The sequence below is a fragment of the Bradyrhizobium sp. BR 1433 genome (assembly GCF_051547665.1).
In the GTDB taxonomy this organism is placed as follows: domain Bacteria; phylum Pseudomonadota; class Alphaproteobacteria; order Rhizobiales; family Xanthobacteraceae; genus Bradyrhizobium; species Bradyrhizobium australafricanum.
In genome coordinates this window covers 1,726,238-1,746,130 of the sequence record NZ_JBPUGG010000001.1, presented here as the reverse complement: position 1 = coordinate 1,746,130, position 19,893 = coordinate 1,726,238, and the positions used below count along the sequence as shown (strand labels likewise).

At 64.6% G+C, this 19,893-nt stretch carries 14 protein-coding genes and 4 pseudogenes; 7 read left to right on the top strand and 11 right to left on the bottom strand.

From position 1 onward, the window contains the following. Window positions 1-10: 10 nt before the first annotated feature. The 3 genes from ACSKB9_RS08830 to ACSKB9_RS08820 form a co-directional block, all read right to left on the bottom strand. Window positions 11-1,021, bottom strand: a complete 1,011-nt coding sequence (locus ACSKB9_RS08830; protein ID WP_057018393.1) for a methyltransferase — start codon at window positions 1,019-1,021, stop codon at window positions 11-13. Window positions 1,022-1,268: 247 nt separating this feature from the next. Further along, window positions 1,269-3,503 carry an alkaline phosphatase family protein gene (locus ACSKB9_RS08825; RefSeq protein ID WP_438072587.1) on the bottom strand — a complete coding sequence of 745 codons (2,235 nt, stop codon included), beginning with the start codon at window positions 3,501-3,503 and terminating at the stop codon, window positions 1,269-1,271. A gap of 245 nt (window positions 3,504-3,748) precedes the next feature. After that, window positions 3,749-4,147 (bottom strand): rhodanese-like domain-containing protein, encoded by a 399-nt coding sequence (locus ACSKB9_RS08820; RefSeq protein WP_438080120.1) that lies wholly within the window; start codon window positions 4,145-4,147, stop codon window positions 3,749-3,751. A 68-nt stretch (window positions 4,148-4,215) separates the two neighbouring features. Between ACSKB9_RS08820 and ftrA the strand changes: the two genes are divergently transcribed. Next, window positions 4,216-5,241, top strand: a complete 1,026-nt coding sequence (gene ftrA, locus ACSKB9_RS08815) for a transcriptional regulator FtrA (RefSeq protein WP_438080118.1) — start codon at window positions 4,216-4,218, stop codon at window positions 5,239-5,241. Between the two features lie 22 nt (window positions 5,242-5,263). On the opposite strand, the gene ACSKB9_RS08810 is transcribed toward ftrA, so the two are convergent. After that, on the bottom strand, window positions 5,264-5,740 hold the full coding sequence (locus tag ACSKB9_RS08810; RefSeq protein WP_438072585.1) for a PaaI family thioesterase: 477 nt from the start codon (window positions 5,738-5,740) through the stop codon (window positions 5,264-5,266). A gap of 171 nt (window positions 5,741-5,911) precedes the next feature. Here ACSKB9_RS08810 and purL point away from each other — a divergent pair. Beyond that, window positions 5,912-8,143 (top strand): annotated as a pseudogene (purL, locus tag ACSKB9_RS08805) (phosphoribosylformylglycinamidine synthase subunit PurL). A gap of 97 nt (window positions 8,144-8,240) precedes the next feature. On the opposite strand, the gene ACSKB9_RS08800 reads toward purL, so the two are convergent. Together ACSKB9_RS08800 and soxR are read right to left on the bottom strand one after the other, a co-directional pair. After that, a complete protein-coding gene (locus tag ACSKB9_RS08800) occupies window positions 8,241-8,501 on the bottom strand; it encodes a GlsB/YeaQ/YmgE family stress response membrane protein (RefSeq protein WP_016843463.1) in 261 nt (86 codons plus the stop codon). A 108-nt stretch (window positions 8,502-8,609) separates the two neighbouring features. Continuing rightward, window positions 8,610-9,086 (bottom strand): redox-sensitive transcriptional activator SoxR, encoded by a 477-nt coding sequence (gene soxR / locus ACSKB9_RS08795; RefSeq protein ID WP_438072583.1) that lies wholly within the window; start codon window positions 9,084-9,086, stop codon window positions 8,610-8,612. Window positions 9,087-9,218: 132 nt separating this feature from the next. Between soxR and ACSKB9_RS08790 the strand changes: the two genes are divergently transcribed. Together ACSKB9_RS08790 and ACSKB9_RS08785 are read left to right on the top strand one after the other, a co-directional pair. Next, window positions 9,219-10,334, top strand: a complete 1,116-nt coding sequence (locus ACSKB9_RS08790; protein ID WP_438072582.1) for an efflux RND transporter periplasmic adaptor subunit — start codon at window positions 9,219-9,221, stop codon at window positions 10,332-10,334. Window positions 10,335-10,367: 33 nt separating this feature from the next. Beyond that, window positions 10,368-13,448 carry an efflux RND transporter permease subunit gene (locus tag ACSKB9_RS08785; protein WP_438072580.1) on the top strand — a complete coding sequence of 1,027 codons (3,081 nt, stop codon included), beginning with the start codon at window positions 10,368-10,370 and terminating at the stop codon, window positions 13,446-13,448. 1 nt (window position 13,449) lies between these two features. On the opposite strand, the gene ACSKB9_RS08780 is transcribed toward ACSKB9_RS08785, so the two are convergent. Further along, window positions 13,450-14,634, bottom strand: coding sequence for an acyltransferase family protein (locus tag ACSKB9_RS08780; protein WP_310881207.1), 1,185 nt, complete (start codon window positions 14,632-14,634; stop codon window positions 13,450-13,452). 187 nt (window positions 14,635-14,821) lie between these two features. On the opposite strand from ACSKB9_RS08780, the gene ACSKB9_RS08775 reads away from it, so the two are divergent. Further along, window positions 14,822-14,995, top strand: coding sequence for a DUF1328 domain-containing protein (locus tag ACSKB9_RS08775; protein WP_024582607.1), 174 nt, complete (start codon window positions 14,822-14,824; stop codon window positions 14,993-14,995). 128 nt (window positions 14,996-15,123) lie between these two features. Here ACSKB9_RS08775 and ACSKB9_RS08770 read toward each other — a convergent pair. Continuing rightward, window positions 15,124-15,482 (bottom strand): annotated as a pseudogene (locus ACSKB9_RS08770) (DUF427 domain-containing protein). A gap of 187 nt (window positions 15,483-15,669) precedes the next feature. Between ACSKB9_RS08770 and ACSKB9_RS08765 the strand changes: the two are divergent. Together ACSKB9_RS08765 and ACSKB9_RS08760 are read left to right on the top strand one after the other, a co-directional pair. Continuing rightward, window positions 15,670-15,906, top strand: coding sequence for a BolA family protein (locus ACSKB9_RS08765; RefSeq protein ID WP_016843470.1), 237 nt, complete (start codon window positions 15,670-15,672; stop codon window positions 15,904-15,906). 33 nt (window positions 15,907-15,939) lie between these two features. Next, window positions 15,940-17,168, top strand: a pseudogene (locus tag ACSKB9_RS08760) (low temperature requirement protein A). Here ACSKB9_RS08760 and ACSKB9_RS08755 read toward each other — a convergent pair. The 3 genes and pseudogenes from ACSKB9_RS08755 to egtB all read right to left on the bottom strand — a co-directional run bounded on the left by ACSKB9_RS08755 (window position 17,129) and on the right by egtB (window position 19,828). Then, window positions 17,129-17,524: a DUF4345 domain-containing protein gene (locus ACSKB9_RS08755; protein ID WP_438072577.1), complete on the bottom strand. Its 396-nt coding sequence runs from the start codon at window positions 17,522-17,524 to the stop codon at window positions 17,129-17,131. The pseudogene ACSKB9_RS08760 and the gene ACSKB9_RS08755 overlap by 40 nt on opposite strands. 27 nt (window positions 17,525-17,551) lie before the next feature. Next, window positions 17,552-18,521, bottom strand: a pseudogene (gene egtD / locus ACSKB9_RS08750) (L-histidine N(alpha)-methyltransferase). A 53-nt stretch (window positions 18,522-18,574) separates the two neighbouring features. After that, entirely contained in the window at window positions 18,575-19,828 is a 1,254-nt protein-coding gene (egtB, locus tag ACSKB9_RS08745) for an ergothioneine biosynthesis protein EgtB (RefSeq protein ID WP_438072575.1), read from the bottom strand. Between the last annotated feature and the right edge of the window lie 65 nt (window positions 19,829-19,893).

Sequence of the window (19,893 nt, the reverse complement as noted above, 5' to 3'; positions counted from 1 at the left end):
CGCGGATACGCTACTTAAATCCGATCACCATCGAATCCGGGCCAACGAGCGGTTCGACCCGCGTTCGGGAAAATCCGACGTCGCGCATCCAAGCCTGACAGTCTTCGCCTGTGTAGTCAAACCCACCGGCGGTTTCGATCAGCATATTCAAGCTCATCAGAAGCCCGAAAGCGTTTTCGCGGCGATCGTCATCGATGATGGCGTCATAAACAATGATTGCGCCACCTTTCGGAAGCGCATCGAATGCCTTGCCGAGAAGCGCCCGTTTCTTGGCAAGGTCCCAATCATGAAGGATGTGACCCATGATGATGACGTCAACCTCCGGCAGCGGGTCCTCGAAGAAGTTTCCTCCCCGAAACCGCACCCGATCCTCCAGCCCGCGCTGAGCGATAAATTCCTCGAACACCGGCTTGACCGCGGGAAGGTCGAAGCCGATGCCGGTGAGGTGCGGATGGTCGTGTGCGAGCGTGGCAGGCACCATGCCCTGAGCCGAACCGAGATCCATGAAAGTCTTGTACTCGCTCCAAGGGAACTTGCCGGCAATAGCATGCGCCGCACCCGCGCTTATTGCGCTCATCGCGGTCAGAAATCCCCGCAACCGATCCGGATCGGCATACAATGCCGCAAATAAGTCTTCTCCTCCGCCCTTGCCCTCGTTCTGCAATTCGCCGCTGCGCAGGGCCTCCGTGAGCGATCCCCAAAAGCCATAGAGCCGGGCATTCGCCATCTCCAGAATGCCTCCGATGTAGGATGGCTTGGCGCGATCGAGATACAGGTCCGTGTCCGGGGTGTTGCTGTAGATGCCGTTCTCGCGCTCAAGCAATCTGAGCGCCACCAGCGAATCGAGGAAGTCGCGGGCCGATCGCTGATGCAACGCAAGCGTCCTTTGCAGCGTCGGCAGGTCAGCGGGGCCATCGGCCAACGTACTGAACACGCCCAGTTCGACGGCGCTCAGGAGCGTTTTGGACGCCCAAAAGCCCAGACCAATCTGCATAATATGTTCCGGTGTTGCCGCGCTCATGACTTGATCCCAATTGGTTGTCACTGCTGGTGCAGCCGGGTGAACATGTCGCCCCTGGTTCGGGCCTGGTGCGCCGGGAGGTGGCAGGGGTTCACCACGGCGTCATTTCAAATAACGGCGAATAAATTTGATTTTGACACTTCCGTTCGGTGAACGCCAGTGGCGCAGGACTGGCGAGAACGAATCAGCGATGGACGCCGCTCCGGCGTCCATCGCGTGAGCTGTGCCTGAAATGCCGGACCATGCTCTAGCGCAGGACCTGGCCCAGTACCTCGCCGTCGACCTGCTGCGGTGCCGAGCCGAGGATCCGCATGATGGTCGGAGCCACGTCGATATTGCGCATGTGCCGCACCACGGTGTCCTTGCGGATCTGCGGCCCGGCGGCGATGAACGTCGCGCTCATCACCGGAAGCTCGGGGTCGTGACCGTGGGCGCCATAGAAGTTCGGCATCGACAGCATGGTGGTTGCCGCGTTGAACGGCGCGTCGCCCTGGCGCGCGACGCCGGGGTTCTGGATGCCGTCGAAATTGTAACCGGGCGCCATCAGCGCGAACACGTCGCCATAGTCCTGGCCGACGGTCCTGCTGATGCATTGTCCGGTTCCGGCGTCGCATTGCAGCGGCCGGGTCTCGACGACGGTGAAGATGCGCTGGTCCTTGAGTGAGTAGTTGAAGCGGGCATTGGGGTCGACCGCGTTCTTCACCGCGTCAGTGATCTGCGCCACCAGGGTGCGGTAGGTCGCCAGATCAACGGTGCCGCCGAGCTCGCGGTTCTGCAGGTTGATGTAGATGTCGGCGGCGGGGCCGGAGGTGCGGATCCCGACCTTGCTGGTGTCGATACCGGCGTTGCGCAGGATGTTGGTGAGATTGACCGAGGTGTGGAACGGCGCGAAGCCGTGGTCCGACACCACGATCACGTTGCTGTCGCGGCCCGCCGCATCGGCGATCTGCTTCACCGCCTTGTCGGCCGTCTGGTAGGCGAAACGGATGTAGGACGCGTAGCGCTTGACCTTGGCAGCATCCTGGTTGGCGCCGATCGAATTCGGGTCGGTCGGGTTGGTGCCCTGGCGGGGATCGGTCAGCAGGAACTGGTGCTCGGAGCCGTCGGGCTGCTCGATATAGACCATGACGAGGTCGGCGTCCGGATGGGTCTTGATCGCGCGCTCGCCGATATTGGCCTGGTAGCGCACGAAGGTCTTCACCATGTCCTCGAACATGGTCTCGATCTCGACGTCGGGGAAGCTGGCAAAGCCCGGGCTCAGGCGCTCCGGAATGCGGAAGTCGGCCTGCGGACGCCAGAACCCGATGTTGTTGTTGATGTCGTCGACGTCGGCGAGCACAGGCGTATTGCGCGGGATGTAATTGGCGCCGTAGCGGGCGAAGCGCACCACCGAGAGATCGGGAGACAGCGCAGAGACGAAGTACGCGGCACCAACCTTCGCCCCGCTGCCTTCAAAGAAGAACGGTGCGTTCTCGCCGCCGAACTTGACATAGGCCGGTCCGGTCGACGGCGCGTGGAACGGTCCTGCGGTGATGCCGCGGTTGGCGTCGAAGAACACCAGCGTGTCGTAGTTCACCTTGCGATCGTTGGTGGTGTCGATCGCGGCGACGCGGATCGAATATTTGACATCGAGCGTCGAGGCATTGGTGCAGGTCGCGGTTGCCGCGGCCGAGCAGGAGAACGTCTCGATCGGTGCCGAGGTCACCAGCACCGGGCTGAAAGAGAAATGGCCGGCAGCCTGCAGCGCCGTCACGATGCTCGGGTCGGCCGTGAAGTCGCCTCGCGACAGCGAGAAGCCCTGGGCCCCGATGCCGCCGAACGCGCCGAACGGGACCGTGAAGTCGGTGATGCGGGTCGGCTGGGCCGGCTGCACCACGGTCTTGTTGATGGAGATGTCGGCGCCGTCGCCGCCGGGCCAGGTCGCCGTGACAACCTTCTTGCCCTGCTGGCGCAGCTGCACCCACAACGGCACCGCGGTCGGGTGCGGCGACGGCCCGAGCGGATTCTCGCTGTAGCCGCCGATCGGCGCCGCAAAGCCGCTGATGCTGCCGGAGATCGGCCCGACGATCGGCTCGAACGTGTTCGAGGGGATGTCGTTGTGGACCGCCGTGGAGCCGGTCGCGATCGCGATATGCGACACCGCGGTGAGCGACGGTGACGCCGTCACGTTCTGCAACGCCACTGCGCCGCGTCGGCTGAGCCGGGCGAGGCCGCCGTCGCGCGGCAGTACGCCTTCCTCGATGAATTTCTGGATGAAATCGGGCTTGGCACCGTCAAGCGAGATCATCACCACGTGCGGCTTGCGGCCGTGATGACCGCCGTCATGATCCTGGTCTTGATCCTGATCGTGACCGCGAGCATCGCCAACGCCGCGATCACCATTATCGCCGTCTTGACCGGCGCGCGCCGGAGTTGCAGTCCACACCAGCGATGCGACAAGCGACATCGCCGTCGTAACGGAAACGAACGTCTTCAATTTCATGAGAATGCCCCATAGTCGCTGTGCGAACGCACAAACGGAAACCGTTCGGCAATCTACGGAGGCTTGGCTGACGGGCATGTGACGCATGCGCGACGACGCAACGACAGCACGTCGTCGCGTCACAACTCGAGTTTGCATTGCTTCACGCGAAGAACGCGCGTGAACACAACGAAGTAGCGTTCGGCTTTCGATTCAATCCGTGCCGATGTAACGGCTGGATGACGGCGCGTGTCCGCAGCCGTGGCTCAGCCGTTGCCCGTGGCAAGCTCGAAGCCTTCATCCAGCCAGCCGGTGATGCCGCCGGCCATGATCTTCACCGGTCGACCAAGTTCTGCGAGACGCAGCGCACCACGAGCGGCTCCGTTACAATGCGGTCCGGCGCAGTAGGTGACGAACAACGTACCTTCGGGCCAAGCATCTGTTTTCGAGCGGATGATCTTGCCATGCGGCAGGTTGATGGCGCCCCGGACATGGCCCTTGGCGAACATCGCCGGGCTCCGCACATCCAGAAGCACGAAATCGGCGCCCTTGGACAGTGCGTCATGCACATCCCAGCAATCAGTCTCAAAAGTGAATTGGGCGGCAAAATGCTCACGGGCGATGTCGCTCGGGGCGGCCGAAATCTCGGTGACTGCGGATTTCATCATGGGCTCCAGTCTCTGGTGTCGCCGCCGATATGGACGCCGTGTGCCCCCTCTTGCAATTGGCGCAGATGACAAGATACGTAAATATCATGCCAATCACGTCGAAGCGCCCGATCCGCTTTCAAACCACCGGTCCCCTGGTCGTAGCGCTGCTCTATGACGGACTCTGCACCTTCGAGTTCGGCATCGTGGCCGAGGTCTTCGGGCTTCACCGTCCTGAGATGGGGCCGGGTTGGTATCGCTTCGCAAGCTGCGCGATCGAGAAAGGACCGCTACGCGCCCACGGCGGTTTCGCGCTTCAGCCCGACCGTGGGCCGGAACTGCTCGCCAAGGCGGATATCATCGTCGTCCCGGGCTGGAAGGGGGCGCACGTTCCCGTACCTGAGAGGCTTTGCGACCAGCTTCGCGCCGCCCATGCCCGCGGAGCACGGCTCGTGTCGATCTGCTCAGGGGCATTCGTGCTGGGTGCGACGAGGTTGCTCGACGGTGGCACCGCGACCACGCATTGGCGCTATGCCGCGGCACTACAGAACCGCTTCCCGAAAGTGCACATAGATGCGAGCTCGCTTTATCGCAGTCATGATCGGGTCTTCACGTCAGCGGGTAGCGCGGCCGGGATCGATCTGCTGATCGACATCGTACGGCAGGACTTCGGCCCCCGGGCGGCGAATTCTGTTGCACGGCGCCTGGTCGTGTCCGCCCATCGCACGGGAGGGCAAGCGCAATTCCTGGAGCGCCCCGTTCCCGTTCAACCGGGCCGGGAGATCGCGCCACTACTGGATCGGATGCGCAACAATCTGAAGCGGAGCTGGACCACAGGCGCCATGGCGCGCGAGTGCAAAATGAGCTTGCGTACCTTCCTGCGTCGCTTCCACGAGGCAACAGGCCGTAGTCCTGGAGACTGGCTGGTCGAAGAGCGGATCGAAGCTGCCAAAATCCTCTTGTGCGAGCGGCCCCTGAGCATCGAGACGATTTCCGCCGCCGTCGGCTTTGGTTCGGCCCACGCGCTCCGCCATCACTTCCGCAGCAAAGCCGGCCTCACTCCGACGGAATACAGATCACGCTTCATACCGGTCGGCGTCTTGGCGAAATGACGATCCCCAGGCTGCTCGAACGCTATGCGTCAGCGGCCGGCGTCCTGCGCTTCACCCGCTTGATGGTGCCGGAGAAGGTGAACAGCGGCCGCTCCGCCGATGTCAGCATGCCCCGCACGAAGATCAGCGACATGCCGGCGCGGGTGACCTCGCCGGTGCACTCGATCAGGTCGCCCTCGCGGGCGGCGTCGAGGAATTCCGAGGCGAACGACACCGTGACGCCGGGGCCCTGCAGCACCGAGCCGGCGAGCGCGAACAGGCAGTAATCCGCGAAGGTCATGAAGCAGCCGCCGTGGACGTTGCCGGAGCCGTTGAGGTGCTTCTTGCCGACCCGGAATGCGCAGGTGATGCGGCCGTTCTCGTCCATGCGGTGGTAGAACGGGCCGGTATGGGTCTCGAAATTGTCCCGGGTCCAGGTTCGCCAGCCGGCGAATTCGCCCTCGGTTTCGACGTGCAGGTCGGGGCGGCGGTTGAATGCGGTTTTGGCGAGCTCGTTCACGAAATATGGCCTTCAATTATCGGGTTCGGGTCCTTAAATCCGATCCATCCCCATTGTGCAAATCCCGGGACCAAATCCCGGGCCGCGGCCAGTTGCCGCAAAGCTCTGGACAGGCCGGAAATGGGCCTGAAAGGCCTTTCGCCCCCGTTCTATCTACCTATTAAGGGTCCCATGAACGCGCCCAAGAACGACGCCAAGAACGAGCCCCAAATCACCCCCGAACTCGTCGCCGCCCACGGGCTGAAGCCGGACGAGTACGAGCGGATCCTGAAGCTGATCGGGCGGGTTCCGACCTTCACCGAGCTCGGCATCTTCTCGGCGATGTGGAACGAGCACTGCTCGTACAAGTCGTCGCGCATCCATCTGCGCGGGCTGCCGACCAAGGCCCCTGGGTGATCCAGGGCCCCGGCGAGAATGCCGGCGTGATCGATATCGGGGACGGGCAGGCCGTGGTCTTCAAGATGGAGAGCCACAACCACCCGAGCTACATCGAGCCCTACCAGGGCGCGACCACCGGCGTCGGCGGCATCCTGCGCGACGTCTTCACCATGGGCGCGCGCCCGATCGCCTGCCTGAACGCGCTGAGCTTCGGTGCGCCCGAGCATCCCAAGACCCGGCATCTGGTGTCCGGCGTGGTCGCGGGCGTCGGCGGCTATGGCAATTCCTTCGGCGTGCCGACGGTCGGCGGCCAGGTGCGTTTCCACACCCGCTATGACGGCAACATCCTGGTCAACGCCATGGCGGTCGGCCTCGCCGATGCCGACAAGATCTTCTACGCGGCGGCCTCCGGCGTGAACATGCCGATCGTCTATCTCGGCTCCAAGACCGGCCGCGACGGCATCCACGGCGCCTCGATGGCCTCGGCCGAATTCGACGACGCCTCCGAGGAGAAGCGCCCGACCGTGCAGGTCGGCGATCCCTTCGCCGAGAAGCTCTTGCTGGAAGCCTGCCTCGAGATCATGGAAAAGGGTTGCGTGATCGCGATCCAGGACATGGGCGCGGCGGGCCTGACCTGCTCGGCGGTCGAGATGGGCGCCAAGGGCGATCTCGGCGTCGAGCTCGACCTCAGCGCGGTACCGACCCGCGAGACCGGCATGAGCGCCTACGAGATGATGCTCTCGGAAAGCCAGGAGCGCATGCTCATGGTACTGAAGCCCGAGAAGGAGAAAGAGGCCGAGGCGATCTTCAGCAAATGGGGGCTCGATTTCGCCATCGTCGGCTACACCACGCCGACCAAGCGCTTCGTCGTCAAGCATGCCGGCGACGTGATGGCCGACCTGCCGATCAAGGAGCTCGGCGACGAGGCGCCGGTCTATGACCGTCCGCACGTCGCCTCGAATGCACTGCCGGTGATCCGCGGGCAGGACGTCAAGCGGCCGGTCGGCATCGCGGAGGCGCTGGAAAAGCTGATCGGCACGCCCGAGCTGTGCTCGAAGCGCTGGGTGTGGGAGCAGTACGACCACGTCATCCTCGGCAATACCATGCAGCGCCCCGGCGGCGATGCCGCGGTGGTTCGCGTCGAGGACGGACCGAAGGGCCTTGCGCTCACCGTCGACGTCACGCCGCGCTATTGCGAGGCCGATCCGTTCGAGGGCGGCAAGCAGGCGGTCGCGGAAGCCTGGCGCAACATCACTGCGGTCGGCGGCCGGCCGCTCGCGATCACCGACAATCTCAACTTCGGCAATCCGGAGCGGCCCGAGATCATGGGCCAGTTCGTCGGCTGCCTGAAGGGCATTTCGGAGGCCTGCCGCGCGCTGGACTTCCCGGTCGTGTCCGGCAACGTCTCGCTCTACAACGAGACCAACGGCCGCGGCATCCTGCCGACGCCCTCGATCGGCGGCGTCGGCCTGCTCGACGACTTCACCAAGTCCGCGACCCTGGCGTTCAAGGCGGCCGGCGAGGCGATCCTTCTGGTTGGCGACACGCAGGGCTGGCTCGGCCAGTCGGTCTATCTGCGCGACGTCTGCGGCCGCGAGGAGGGCGCTCCGCCGCCGGTCGATCTCGCTGCCGAGAAGCGCAATGGCGACGTGGTGCGCGGCATGATCCACGCCGGCACCGCGACCGCGGTGCACGACGTCTCCGACGGCGGTCTTTTCGATCGCGCTCGCCGAAATGGCGATCGCAAGCGGCATCGGCGCGCAGCTCATGGCGGCGCCATCCTCGATCGTGCCGCATGCCTACTGGTACGGCGAGGATCAGGCCCGCTACATCGTCACCGTGCCGGCCGCCGACGCAGGCCTCGTGCTGGCCAAGATGAAGGGTGCCGGCGTGCCCTGCGCGCGCATCGGCACCACCGGCGGCGACGCGATTGCGGTGGCTGGGGAGTTGCCGGTTGCGGTCGAAAGCCTGTCGCGCGCCTTCGAGCACTGGCTGCCGAACTACATGCACGGCACTGCCGCCTGATCCGGCTGGATCAGGCGCCGCGAGCAACGATTCAATGGCGCGATGAACCCATCATCGCGCCATTTCTATTCCGAACGTGATCCCTTCGGATCATGCCTTATGTCGCGCCGCGGACCGCGCGCCAGGCAAAGATGATGATGCAGGCGCCGATGAAGCCGGCGACGAGATAGCTGAGCCAGCCTCCGCCGAGCGATACGCCGAGCAGACCCAACAGCCAGTTCGCCAGCGCGGCGCCGACAATGCCGAGGATGATATTCATGAAGATGCCGGTTCCGGATTTCATGAACATCTCGGCGAGCCAGCCCGCCAGTCCGCCGACGATGATGGCGGCGATCCATCCAACTTGAGGGTCGTTCATCTCAGGACTCCCTAGGGTCAAGCAGTCCGGCCAGCATACCTGAGAATCACCTGGCGCGATGTGACCAAAGGCAGGTTGTGCGCAACTTGTCCGCCGCGAAAAATGCCGTCAGCCCCGCCGCTTGCGCCGTGCTCGGCGTTCGGCTGCGGTGATCAGGATGCGCGGGCCCGGCCCCTGGGCGCCGAGCTTGTCGTCGCAGTTGCGCAGCGGGCAATCGGTCACCGACAGGCAGCCGCAACCGATGCAGTTGAACAGCTTGTCGCGGAGATCGGTGAGATCGTCGATGCGCTGCTCGAGCGTCTCGGTCCAGGCCCGCATCGCGCGCTCCCATTCGCGCACGGTCGGCGCGCGATCGAGCGGTATCGCGGCGAAGGTCTGCCTGATCTCCTCCAGCGGGATCCCGGCGCGCTGCGCGATCCTGATCACCGCGATCCGCCGCAGCACCCCGCGCATGTAGCGCCGCTGGTTGCCGCCGGTGCGCCGGCTCGCGATCAGTCCCTTGCTCTCGTAGAAGTGAAGGGTGGAGACGGCAAGTCCGCTGCGCCGCGCCACTTCGCCGACTGAAAGCTCCTGCGCAAGCGTCATTGCAAATCCTGGATTAGAAGTCCTGCAAGCTGCCAGCCTTGACCTCAACCATACTCTGAGGTTCTATATCAGTTGCGGGCTTGCAGGGGCAAGCTTCCGGCCGACACGCCGGGGTTCGTTCTTGGAAGCAATATGCCGTCCGCATCATTTTCGTCGCGCCGCTGGCTCGGGCTTCGTGCCAGGCCGTTAGGCATCACCGTTCTGTTGCTCGCCTGTGCCGCGGCCGGCTTGTTTGCCTGGCGCGCAGGCGGATCCAGCGCCTCGGCCAAGCCCACCGCCGAAGCCCCGCCGACGCCGGTCGCGGCGATGGTGGTGCGGACCGAAACCCTGCCGCGGTCGATCGAGGCGATCGGCTCGCTGCAGGCGGTGCGTCAGGTGATTCTGGCGCCGGAGGTTGCCGGCCGCGTCACCGCGATCAATTTCGATGCCGGCATCGATGTCGCCGAGGGCGCGCCGCTGGTGCAGCTCTATGACGCGCCGCTGCGCGCCGCGCGTGCGGTTACGGTCTCCAAGGGACGTTTCGCGCAATTGCAGGAGAAGCGTGCGCAGGGCCTCGCTCCGTCCGGCTTCGTGACCCAGGAGACGCTGCAGCAGCGGCAGGAGGATCTGAAGCAGGCCGACGCCTCGCTCGATCAGCTCGATGCGCAGATCGCGCAGATGACGATCCGCGCGCCGTTCGCGGGCCAGATCGGTCTGCGCAAGGTCAATCTCGGCCAATACGTCAATGCCGGCGATGCGCTCGCGACGCTGACCGCGCTCGACCAGCTCTATGCCAATTTCACCGTTCCGCAGCAGCGCCTGTCAAATCTGAAGGTGGGAGGCGCGGTGACGATCCGTACCGATGCTTTCCCCGATCGGGTGTTCGAGGCCAAGATCAACGCCATCGAGCCGCAGGTCGCCGAGGACACCCGCAATGTCCTCGTGCAAGCCCTGTTTCCTAATCCCGACCGGCTGCTGCGGCCGGGCCTCTTCGTGATGGTGAACGTCGTGCTGCCGCCGCAGGCCGACGCCATCGTGGTGCCGGTCACGGCGATCCAGACCAGCGCATCCGGCGAGAGCGTGCTGGTCGTGCGCGACAACAAGGCGGTCGGCGTCGCTGTCAAGACCGGGCAACGGATCGGCGAGCGTGTCGTGGTGGAGCAGGGGCTTGCGCCCGGCGATCACATCGTCACCGCGGGCCAGCTCCGCGTCATGCCCGGCGCGGCCGTCCAGACGACCATGGCGGAGACGCCGGAGAAGGGGCGCTGACCCGCGAGCGGTAGGCGACCAAAGGCAAGCATCATGCATTTCACCGACATCTTCATCCGCCGGCCGATTCTGGCGACGGTCGTCAGCCTGCTGATCCTGTTGATCGGCACCGCAGCGATGGTCTCGCTGCCGGTGCGGCAATATCCCAACATGGAGAGCGCGACGATCCAGGTCGACGTCTCGTTCCCCGGTGCGACCCAGGACGTGATGCAGGGCTTCGTCACGTCTGTCATCGCGCAGTCGATCGCGACCGCCAACGGCATCGAGTACATGACCTCGAACTCGACGCTTGGCCTCAGCCAGATCAAGGCCAAGCTGGTGCTCAACGCCAATGCCGACCGCGCCATGACCGAGGTGCTCGCCAAGGTGCAGCAGGTCAAGTACCGCATGCCGGCCGGCGTGTTCGACCCTGTCATCACCAAGATCACCGACGGCGCCTCGGCGGTGCAGTACATCGCCTTCACCAGCGACACGCTGACGCCGGCGCAGATCACCGACTTCGCCACCCGCGTGGCGCAGCCGCTGCTCACCTCGGTGCCCGGCGTGGCGTCGGCCGACACCTCGGGCGGATCGTCGCTGGCGATGCGGGTGTGGATCGATCCGTTCAAGCTCGCGGCTCGCGGGCTGACCGCGGCCGATATCTCCGCCGCGCTGCGGTCCAACAACGTGCAGGCGGCGCCGGGGCGGCTGCGCGGCGAGATGACCGTCACCAACATCACCGCGGCGACCGATCTGCGCAATCTCGACGATTTCCGCAAGATGGTGATCAAGACCGGCGCCGGCGGCGGAGGCCTGGTGCGGCTCGGCGACGTCGCCACCCTCGAGATCGGCGGCGAGAACTACGATTCCAACGCACGCGACAGCGGCAGGCCCACCGTCTACATCGCGGTGCAGCCGACCCCCGACGGCAACCCGCTGGAGATTGTCGCCGCCACCGCCAAGGTGATCGAGGACCTCAACCGCGTGGCGCCGCCCGGCTTGAAGGTCGCCGACGTCTTCAACATCGTGCACTTCGTCAAGGCTTCGATATCGGAGGTGCAGCATTCGCTGGCCGAGGCGATCGCGATCGTGGTGGTGGTGATCCTGCTGTTCCTGGGCTCGTTCCGCTCCGTGCTGATCCCGGTGGTCACCGTGCCGCTGTCGCTGGTCGGCACCGCCGCGATGATGCTGGCGCTCGGCTTCTCGATCAATCTGCTGACCCTGCTCGCGATGGTGCTGGCGATCGGGCTCGTGGTCGATGACGCCATCGTGGTGGTGGAAAACATCCATCGCCACATCGAGGAAGGACGGAGCCCCGGCGACGCCGCTCTGATCGGCGCGCGCGAGATCATCGGTCCCGTGATCGCGATGACGATCACGCTCGCCGCGGTCTATGCGCCGATCGGCCTGATGGGTGGCCTGACCGGCAGCCTGTTCCGCGAGTTCGCCTTCACGCTGGCGGGCTCGGTGGTGGTCTCGGGCGTCATCGCCCTGACCTTGTCGCCGATGATGAGCGCGCAGCTGCTCGGCGAAGCCATCTCGCACGGCCGGTTTGCCCGTTTCGTCGAGCATCAGTTCTCAAGGCTGTCGCGCGGCTATGGCCGGCTGCTGGCCGCGACGCTCAAGATGCGCGCCGCGGTGCTGCTGGTGGCATTCGGCGTGCTGGCGGCGATCGTGGTGCTGTTCCTCGGCAGCCAGCGCGAGCTCGCGCCCTCCGAGGACCAGGGCTATGTGTTCACCGTGCTCCGCGCGCCGCAATATGCCAGCGTCGACTACACCACGCGCTCTTCCGACCAGATCGAGCAGCTGTTTCGCTCGTTTCCCGAATACCACGCGAGCTGGTTCATCAACGGTACCGATGGGCAGAACCATGCCTTCGGCGGCATCACCCTGACCGATTGGGACAAGCGCAAGCGTTCGGCCAACGACATCCAGAACCAGCTCTACGGCATGTCCTACGGCGTGCTCGGCGCCAGCGTGACGCCGTTCCAGCCAGCGGCGCTGCCGGCGGCGACCGGCGGCCTGCCGTTCCAGATGGTGGTGCGCTCGGCCGGCGATTTCGCCACCATCTATCAGGAGGTCGAAACGCTGAAGGGGGCCGCATGGAAGAGCGGGCTGTTTGCCTTCGTCGACAGCGATCTCGCCTTCGACAGCCCGACCGCACGGATCACCATCGATCACGCCAAGGCAGCCGAGGCCGGGGTCAGCATGCAGACCATCGCCGACACCCTCGCGGTGCTGGTCGGCGAGAACTATGTCAACCGCTTCAATTTCTTTGAACGCTCCTATGAGGTGATCCCGCAGGTGCGCCAGGCCGACCGGGTCACGCCGGAAGGGCTGGGAAACTTCAACGTCCGCTCGAGCTCGGGGCAGATGTTTCCGCTGTCGACGGTGATCAAGGTCAACGTCAAGCCGGAGCCGAACCGGCTGCCGCAGTTCAATCAGATGAACGCGGCGACGATCTCGGCGGTGTTGAAGCCCGGCGTCACCATGGGGCAGGCGGTGTCGTTCATGCAGGCGCAAAAGCTGTCGCCGGGCATGACCGTCGACTGGCTGTCGGACAGCCGGCAATATGTCCAGGAGGGCAACCGCCTCATCGTCACCTTCGGCATGGCGCTGATCGTGATCTTCCTGGTGCTGGCGGCGCAGTTCGAAAGTTTCCGCGATCCGCTGGTGATCATGGTCACGGTGCCGCTCGCGGTCTGCGGCGCGCTGCTGCCGCTGTATTTCGGCTTCACCACGCTGAACATCTATACCCAGATCGGCCTCGTCACGCTGATCGGGCTGATCTCCAAGCACGGCATCCTGATGGTGAGCTTCGCCAACGAGATCCAGCACCATGAAGGGCTCGACCGGGTCGCCGCGATCCAGAAGGCGGCCGCGGTGCGGATGCGGCCGGTGCTGATGACGACAGCCGCGATGGTCGCGGGCCTTGCGCCGCTGCTCTATGCCGACGGCGCCGGCGCGGCGAGCCGCTTCGCGATCGGCATCGTCGTGGTGATGGGCATGCTGATCGGCACGCTGTTCACGCTGTTCGTGCTGCCGACCTTCTACATCCTGATCGCCCGCGACCATCGCGCGGCGGCCGCCCCGCGGCTAGAAAGCGTGGCGGCGAGGGGCGAGATCGCGGCGTAGTCTAAAGCACGTATCTCGAGCCTGGAATCTTGCGCAACACGGCCGTGACCGCCCAGCTCAGCGCCACGGTGGCGAAGAACGCGATCGCGGCCTTGGCGAAGGCAGGCAGATCCATATCGAACAGCCAGTACTGCAGCCACAGCACGATCGGATAGTGCACCAGGAACATGCCGTAGGCGTCGCCCTGCATACGGTCGAGCAGCGTCGGGCCCGACGATTTCGATTGCAGGAAGTAGGCCAGGATCGCGAACAGGATCGAGGCGCTGAACAGCACATAGAAGGTACCGTAGATCCCGAGATACCAGCCAGGCAGCGGATCGGGATTTCCGATGATCATGCGCTTGATGTAGATCATCACCCACATCAAACAGTACGGGATCAGCGTAATGCCGGTCCAGAACCAGCGGCGCTCGGTCAGCCGTCCGTGCGCGCTGAGCACGCCGCCCTCGAGGTTTGCCGCTCCGATTCCCGCGCCGATGAAGAAATAGGACGCATACAGCAGCACGCGGCTCGCCTGCACCGAAAACGGTCCGAACTCGAACCAGTAGTTCTGGCCGTAATGGACCAGCATCGGCAGGTAGGCGGCGACACTGACGATGACGAGGAACAGCCAGAACTTTGAGGGACGTTGAAATCCCTTGATCGACAGGCGGTTGATCGGATCGAGCAGACGCGGCGACACCCGGTACAGAAGGCTCGCCGTGAGGTCGAAGGCCATCAGGACATAGACGAACCAGATCGGGCCGCTTGGCCACGGCCCGATCGTCATGGTTCTCCACCAGAATTCGGAGAAGCTCAGCCCCGGCGTCGCACGCAGCGCGATCGCGTAATAGGCGATCGGAATGACCGTGACAGCGCAGATCACGAACGGCAGGCCGAGCCGCAGCAGCCGGTCGCGCAGGAAGATCAGCCATGGCTTGTTGCCGAGCCCCGGCCAGACGAACAGCCCCGACAGGAAGAAGAACATCGCCATGAAGAAGCTGTCGGTGGCGAGCACCACGCAGTCGAAGCCGATCCACGATGTCGGGTCGGTGTGCCCGAAATAGGTGTAGGGGATCACCGCGTGATGCAGCAGCACGACCAGGGTCAGGAAGGTGCGCGCGCGGTCCAGCGCGACATTGCGCTTGTGGAGCTTCGGTGCTGCCTGGATGTCGACGGCCGGAGCCGCGTGAGCAATCGATTTCATGGTGCCACCAGCCGGGTCTGCACCCTGATGTTGCAGTCGGGAACCTGATTCAGCAAGGCCCAATCGGCCGGATGGGGGAGTATCGAGGTCGGTCATCTCGGCGAAGCTGTTTCGTCTTTGGAACTGCGGTCGGGTGCGGGCGTTCTCGTCCGACCTGGCGGACACGCGCGGCTATGAGGAGCGGGCAATGACAATTCTGAAATGGGCGCTGATCTTCCTTGTCGTGTCGATCATCGCGGGCTTGCTCGGCTTCACCGGCATTTCCGCCGCCTCCGCCGACATCGCGCGCTTTCTGTTCTATGTGTTCGTCGTGATCTTCCTGGTGCTCCTGATCCTCGGGCTCACGATATTCAGGGTATAGCCGGGATCGGGGCCAAGCGCTCCCGACGTCATGCCCGGGCCTCGCCCGGGCATTGCCGGTTTGCAGGCTGGGTCAGCGCGCGACCAAAGGCCGGGCGGGGCCCGGCGCTTGCGGCAGGCGACGATCCCCTAGGCGACTTCCTCGATCTTCACCTTGTCCGGATAGAAGGCGAGGTGGCCGGCGATCTCTGTCATCGCCGGGAAGGGCTCCTCATAGGTCCAGATCGCGTTGTCCAGCGTCTTGCCGTTGGCCTTGATGCTGAAGTAGCTCGCGTCCCCCTTGTACGGGCAATGCGTGGTCCGCTCGGTGCGGGTCAACAGCTCCATGTTGGCGTCCTGTCGGGGACGTATTGCACGGCCGGATAGCTCGCTTCCTTCAAGGTCAGCGCATGCGTGGTCTCGGCGATCAGGACGCCGTCGGCGGTGACGCGGACGCGCTTGGCATTGGGCGTGATCGTAATGGGATGATCGGGGCCGGGGAGCTTCATGATTCTGCGCCTCTTCTGGTCATTTCGGTGTGATGGCTTGTGACCGATTGATGCAGGTTTAAATCGCTGGGAATGGGAATATAGTGTGCCCGGGATGACCTAGTAGACCCCAAGGGCTAGGTTTTATCCTTAGATTTATCTGGCCGATCTGGCCCTGATTCGAACGACCTGACGGAGGTGGACTGGGATGCCGATGGACGCCCGTGATATCGAATCGATGATCAAGGCAGCGATTCCCGATGCCGAGGTGACGATCCGCGATCTGGCCGGCGACGGCGACCACTACGCCGCCACTGTTATTTCCGAGTCCTTCCGCGGCAAGTCCCGCGTCCAGCAGCACCAGATCGTCTACCAGTCGCTGAAGGGCCAGATGGGCGGCGTGCTGCACGCGCTGGCCCTGCAGACCGGCGTGCCGGAAGGCTAGGCCCGGCAAAGCTGCGGGCGGGGGCCTCGAGCGATGGTGGACAATCCGCGTGGCGCGATGTTTCGCGTCATCGTGCCGAACCAGCACAGCCGCGTCACCAATGCCGAGCTGTTCTTCGACCTCGTCTTCGTCTTCGCCGTCACGCAGCTGTCGCATACGCTGCTGCACCACTTCACCCCGCTGGGGCGGTGCAGGTCACGCTGCTGTTCCTCGCGGTGTGGTGGGTGTGGGTCTACACCACCTGGGTCACCAACTGGCTCAATCCCGACCTGACGCCGGTCCGCCTGCTGCTGTTCGTGCTGATGCTGGGCGGGCTGTTGCTGTCGACCTCCATACCGACCGCCTTCGAGGGCCGCGGGCTGTGGTTTGCCGGGACCTATGCGGCAATGCAGGTCGGCCGCACCGCGTTCTGGCTGCTGGCGACGCCGCGGCGCCGGACGGCGGTGCGCCACAACGCCATCCGCATCCTGACCTGGCTGTCCTGCTCGGCCGTGCTGTGGATCCTCGGCGGATTCGCCGAACATGAGACGCGGATGTGGCTCTGGATTGCGGCGCTGACCATCGAATATATCGCGCCGGCCGCGCGATTCTGGACCCCTGGGCTCGGCTTTTCCTCGATCGAGGCGTGGTCGGTCGAGGGTGGCCACATGGCCGAGCGCTGCGCCGGCTTCATCATCATTGCGCTCGGCGAGGCCATCGTGGTCGATGGCGCGACCTTTGCCGAGCTGACCTGGACGCCGGAGAATGTCACCGCGTTCATCTCGGCGCTGGTCGGCAGCATCGCGATGTGGTGGATCTATTTCCACAAGGGCGCCGAGGCCGGCTCGGACATGATCTCCAAGTCGGAGGAATCCGGCCGCGTGGCGCGGATCGCCTATACCTACCTGCACATGCCGATCGTCGGCGGCATCATCCTCACCGCGGTGGCCGACGAACTGGTGCTGAAGCACCCGTCCGGTCATTCCGATCTGAACACGATCGTCAGCTCGGTCGGCGGGCCCATGCTGTTCCTGGTCGGGACCATCCTGTTCAAATATGTGATCCGCAACTTCCTCCAGCTGTCGCACGGCGTCGGCATCGTCGCGCTGGCGATCACGGCCTATTTCGCCCGCGAGATGTCGCCGCTGGTGCTCTCGCTCGTCACCACCGCGATCATGATCGTGGTCGCGGCATGGGAGTCGATCTCGCTGCGGTCGACGGGGAAGAGGAATAGCGGCCGCCGCTACTTGCGGGCGGCCTTTGCTACCAGGTGCTGCCAATAGACGAACAGCGGTGCGCCGATTACTTCGAGCGCGGTGAAGCCCACGAAGGGCAGCGGCGGCGAGCCGACCATCAGCATCGACAGCAGCCTGCCGATGCCGCCGAGGAAGATGCCGCCCCAGACCACCCGAAACAGCACGCTCTCGCTTTCGATCCGCGGCACCAGCCAGAGCAGCGTGAGGCCGAGACCGAGCCAGACCCCGCCGAAGAAGCGCAGATTGCTGTCGAGCACCGGCAGTGCCGGAACGCCCGCGGCGGCGTAGAGCGGATCATTGACACCCAGCATGGTGATGATGCCGGTCAGGATCGGGACCAGGGCGAGCAACGCCGTCGCGATCTGCAGCGAACGCCTGCCCATGATTTGCCCCGTCTCTTGGTTTGGGCGCTAGTCCGCGACCAGCGCGTGCACCGAGAACATCGTGTTGGCGTCGGTCCAGCTTTCGCGCACCGTCCAGCCCGCGCTGCGGGCGAGCGCGGTGAAGCGCTCGAGCGAGTATTTGTAGCTGTTCTCGGTGTGGATGCTCTCGCCCGGACGGAAAGCAAAGGTGTTGCCGAGGATGCGCACGGTCTGCGCCTTGCGACTGATCAGGTGCATCTCGATGCGATGGCGGTCGCGGTTGTAGATCGAGCGGTGCGTGAAGCCCGACAGATCGAAATTGCCGCCGAGCTCGCGGTTGATGCGAACCAGCACATTGAGGTTGAACCGCGCGGTGACGCCGGCCGCGTCGTTATAGGCGTCGTACAGCACGCGCTCGTCCTTCTCGAGGTCGACGCCGATGATCATCTGCGCGCCGTGGCCGAGGATTTTTCGCGCGCTTCGCAGGAAGGCCAAGGCCTCGCTCGGCTCGAAATTGCCGAGCGTCGAGCCGGGAAAGAAGCCGACCTTCGGCATCGTGGCGACGGCCTCGGGCAGCGTGAACGGCGTGGTGAAATCGGCCGCGACGGGGTAGATGCCGAGGCTGGGGAAATCCTTCTGCAGACCGTTCGGCCTGGGCTTTCAGGAAATCGCCTGAGATATCGACCGGCACATAGGCTGCGAATTCGCAATGCTCGAGCAGCAGGCGCACCTTGGTGGTCGCGCCGGCGCCGAACTCGACCAGCGCCGCGCCGTCAGGGATGATCGCGGCGATCTCGTCGCCGCGGTCGCGCAGGATGCCAAGCTCGGTGCGCGTCGGATAATATTCCGGCAGCACCGTGATCTGCTCGAACAGCTCGGAGCCGGTGGCGTCGTAGAAATATTTCGGCGACAGCCGCTTCGGGTGACGGGCGAGATCGCCAATCACGTCGCCGGCAAACACCGATGTCGCTTCGTCGAATGGATACGCTTTGGCCAAAGCGGCGGCATGCACATTCATGATACTCTCCCGAACGCGCTTACCGACGCGTTATTGATGTCGACAGGACTCAATCAGGCATAGTCTGCGAGGCGTAACCCCGTGAATTGCCAGCGATGGTGTGGATAGAAGAAGTTGCGATAGGTGACGCGGCTGTGACCTGAAGGCGTCGCCAGCGACGAGCCGCGCAGCACGAGCTGGTTGACCATGAACTTGCCGTTGTACTCACCGAGCGCGCCTTCGATCGCGCGGTAGCCCGGGTAGGGCGAATAGGAGCTGCGGGTCCATTGCCAGACGATGCCGTAGGCGTCGTTGAGCAGGCCGGCGCGCGCGGCGACCTCCCATTCCATCTCGGTCGGCAGGTGCTTGCCGGCCCATCGGGCGAAGGCGTCGGCCTCGTAATAGCTGACGTGGCAAACCGGCGCGGACGGATCGATCGGCTGCAGGCCGCCCAGCGTCATGATCCTCCATTCGCCGTCGATCTCGCGCCAATGGCCGGGTGCCTGCCAGCCCTCGCTGCTCACGGTGCCAAAGCCATCCATCAGCCACAGCGTGGCGGTGGAATAGCCGCCGTCCTTCATGAAGGCGAGCCAGTCGGCATTGGTGACGAGGTTCTTCGCGAGCTTGACCGGGCCGACCAAGGCGCGATGCGCGGGCTTCTCATTGTCGAAATGGAAGCTGTCGTCGCCGTGGCCGACGGTGTGGATACCTTCGTTGAGCGTCACCCATTCCTCAACCCCGTGCTGCGACGCCGGGAAGCGCCACGCCGGATCGTAGGCCGGCGGGATCGGGTTCTGCGCGAAGGCATGCAGGATGTCGGTGTACATCAGCTCCTGATGCTGCTGCTCGTGATTGAGGCCGACCTCGACCAGCGGCACCAGCGCCTCGAGCGTGTCGGCACCGGCAGTCTGGAAGAATTTCACCACCTCGGCGTCGACATGGCGGCGGTAGGCGGTGACTTCGTCGGCGGTCGGGCGGGTCAAATGGCCGCGCTGGTGGCGGGCGTGCCGCGGACCGGCGGTGACGTAATAGGAATTGAACAGATATGCGTAGTCCGGATGGAATGGCGTGTAGCCCTTGACGTGCTCGCCGAGCAGGAACTGCTCGAAGAACCAGGTGGTATGGGCGCGGTGCCATTTGGCTGGGCTCGCGTCCGGCATCGACTGGATCAGCTGGTCTTCGGGCGACAGCGGTGCGGCCCGCCGTTCGGTCTCGTCGCGGACGGCGCGATAGGCGTCCACCAAGCGCTGGGCGAGCGGGCCGGATTCGGAGGACAGTGACGGGGGGACGGCGGGAAGGGCGGCCGCGGCAGAGGCTGGTTTCGTCACAGGGGTCTCCGATTCAATGGAGAGAACGTTGCTTCGGCAAACTGGTTCCCAACGGACAGTTCGTC

What these genes read in the sequence shown, in the direction of transcription:
- ACSKB9_RS08830 (WP_057018393.1), bottom strand. Translation starts at nt 1,021, where the DNA reads ATGAGCGCGGCAACACCGGAACATATTATGCAGATTGGTCTGGGCTTT.
- ACSKB9_RS08800 (WP_016843463.1), bottom strand. Translation starts at nt 8,501, where the DNA reads ATGAACGACCCTCAAGTTGGATGGATCGCCGCCATCATCGTCGGCGGA.
- ftrA (WP_438080118.1), top strand. Translation starts at nt 4,216, where the DNA reads ATGACAAGATACGTAAATATCATGCCAATCACGTCGAAGCGCCCGATC.
- ACSKB9_RS08825 (WP_438072587.1), bottom strand. Translation starts at nt 3,503, where the DNA reads ATGAAATTGAAGACGTTCGTTTCCGTTACGACGGCGATGTCGCTTGTC.
- ACSKB9_RS08775 (WP_024582607.1), top strand. Translation starts at nt 14,822, where the DNA reads ATGACAATTCTGAAATGGGCGCTGATCTTCCTTGTCGTGTCGATCATC.
- ACSKB9_RS08780 (WP_310881207.1), bottom strand. Translation starts at nt 14,634, where the DNA reads ATGAAATCGATTGCTCACGCGGCTCCGGCCGTCGACATCCAGGCAGCA.
- ACSKB9_RS08765 (WP_016843470.1), top strand. Translation starts at nt 15,670, where the DNA reads ATGCCGATGGACGCCCGTGATATCGAATCGATGATCAAGGCAGCGATT.
- ACSKB9_RS08755 (WP_438072577.1), bottom strand. Translation starts at nt 17,524, where the DNA reads ATGGGCAGGCGTTCGCTGCAGATCGCGACGGCGTTGCTCGCCCTGGTC.
- ACSKB9_RS08790 (WP_438072582.1), top strand. Translation starts at nt 9,219, where the DNA reads ATGCCGTCCGCATCATTTTCGTCGCGCCGCTGGCTCGGGCTTCGTGCC.
- soxR (WP_438072583.1), bottom strand. Translation starts at nt 9,086, where the DNA reads ATGACGCTTGCGCAGGAGCTTTCAGTCGGCGAAGTGGCGCGGCGCAGC.
- ACSKB9_RS08820 (WP_438080120.1), bottom strand. Translation starts at nt 4,147, where the DNA reads ATGAAATCCGCAGTCACCGAGATTTCGGCCGCCCCGAGCGACATCGCC.
- ACSKB9_RS08785 (WP_438072580.1), top strand. Translation starts at nt 10,368, where the DNA reads ATGCATTTCACCGACATCTTCATCCGCCGGCCGATTCTGGCGACGGTC.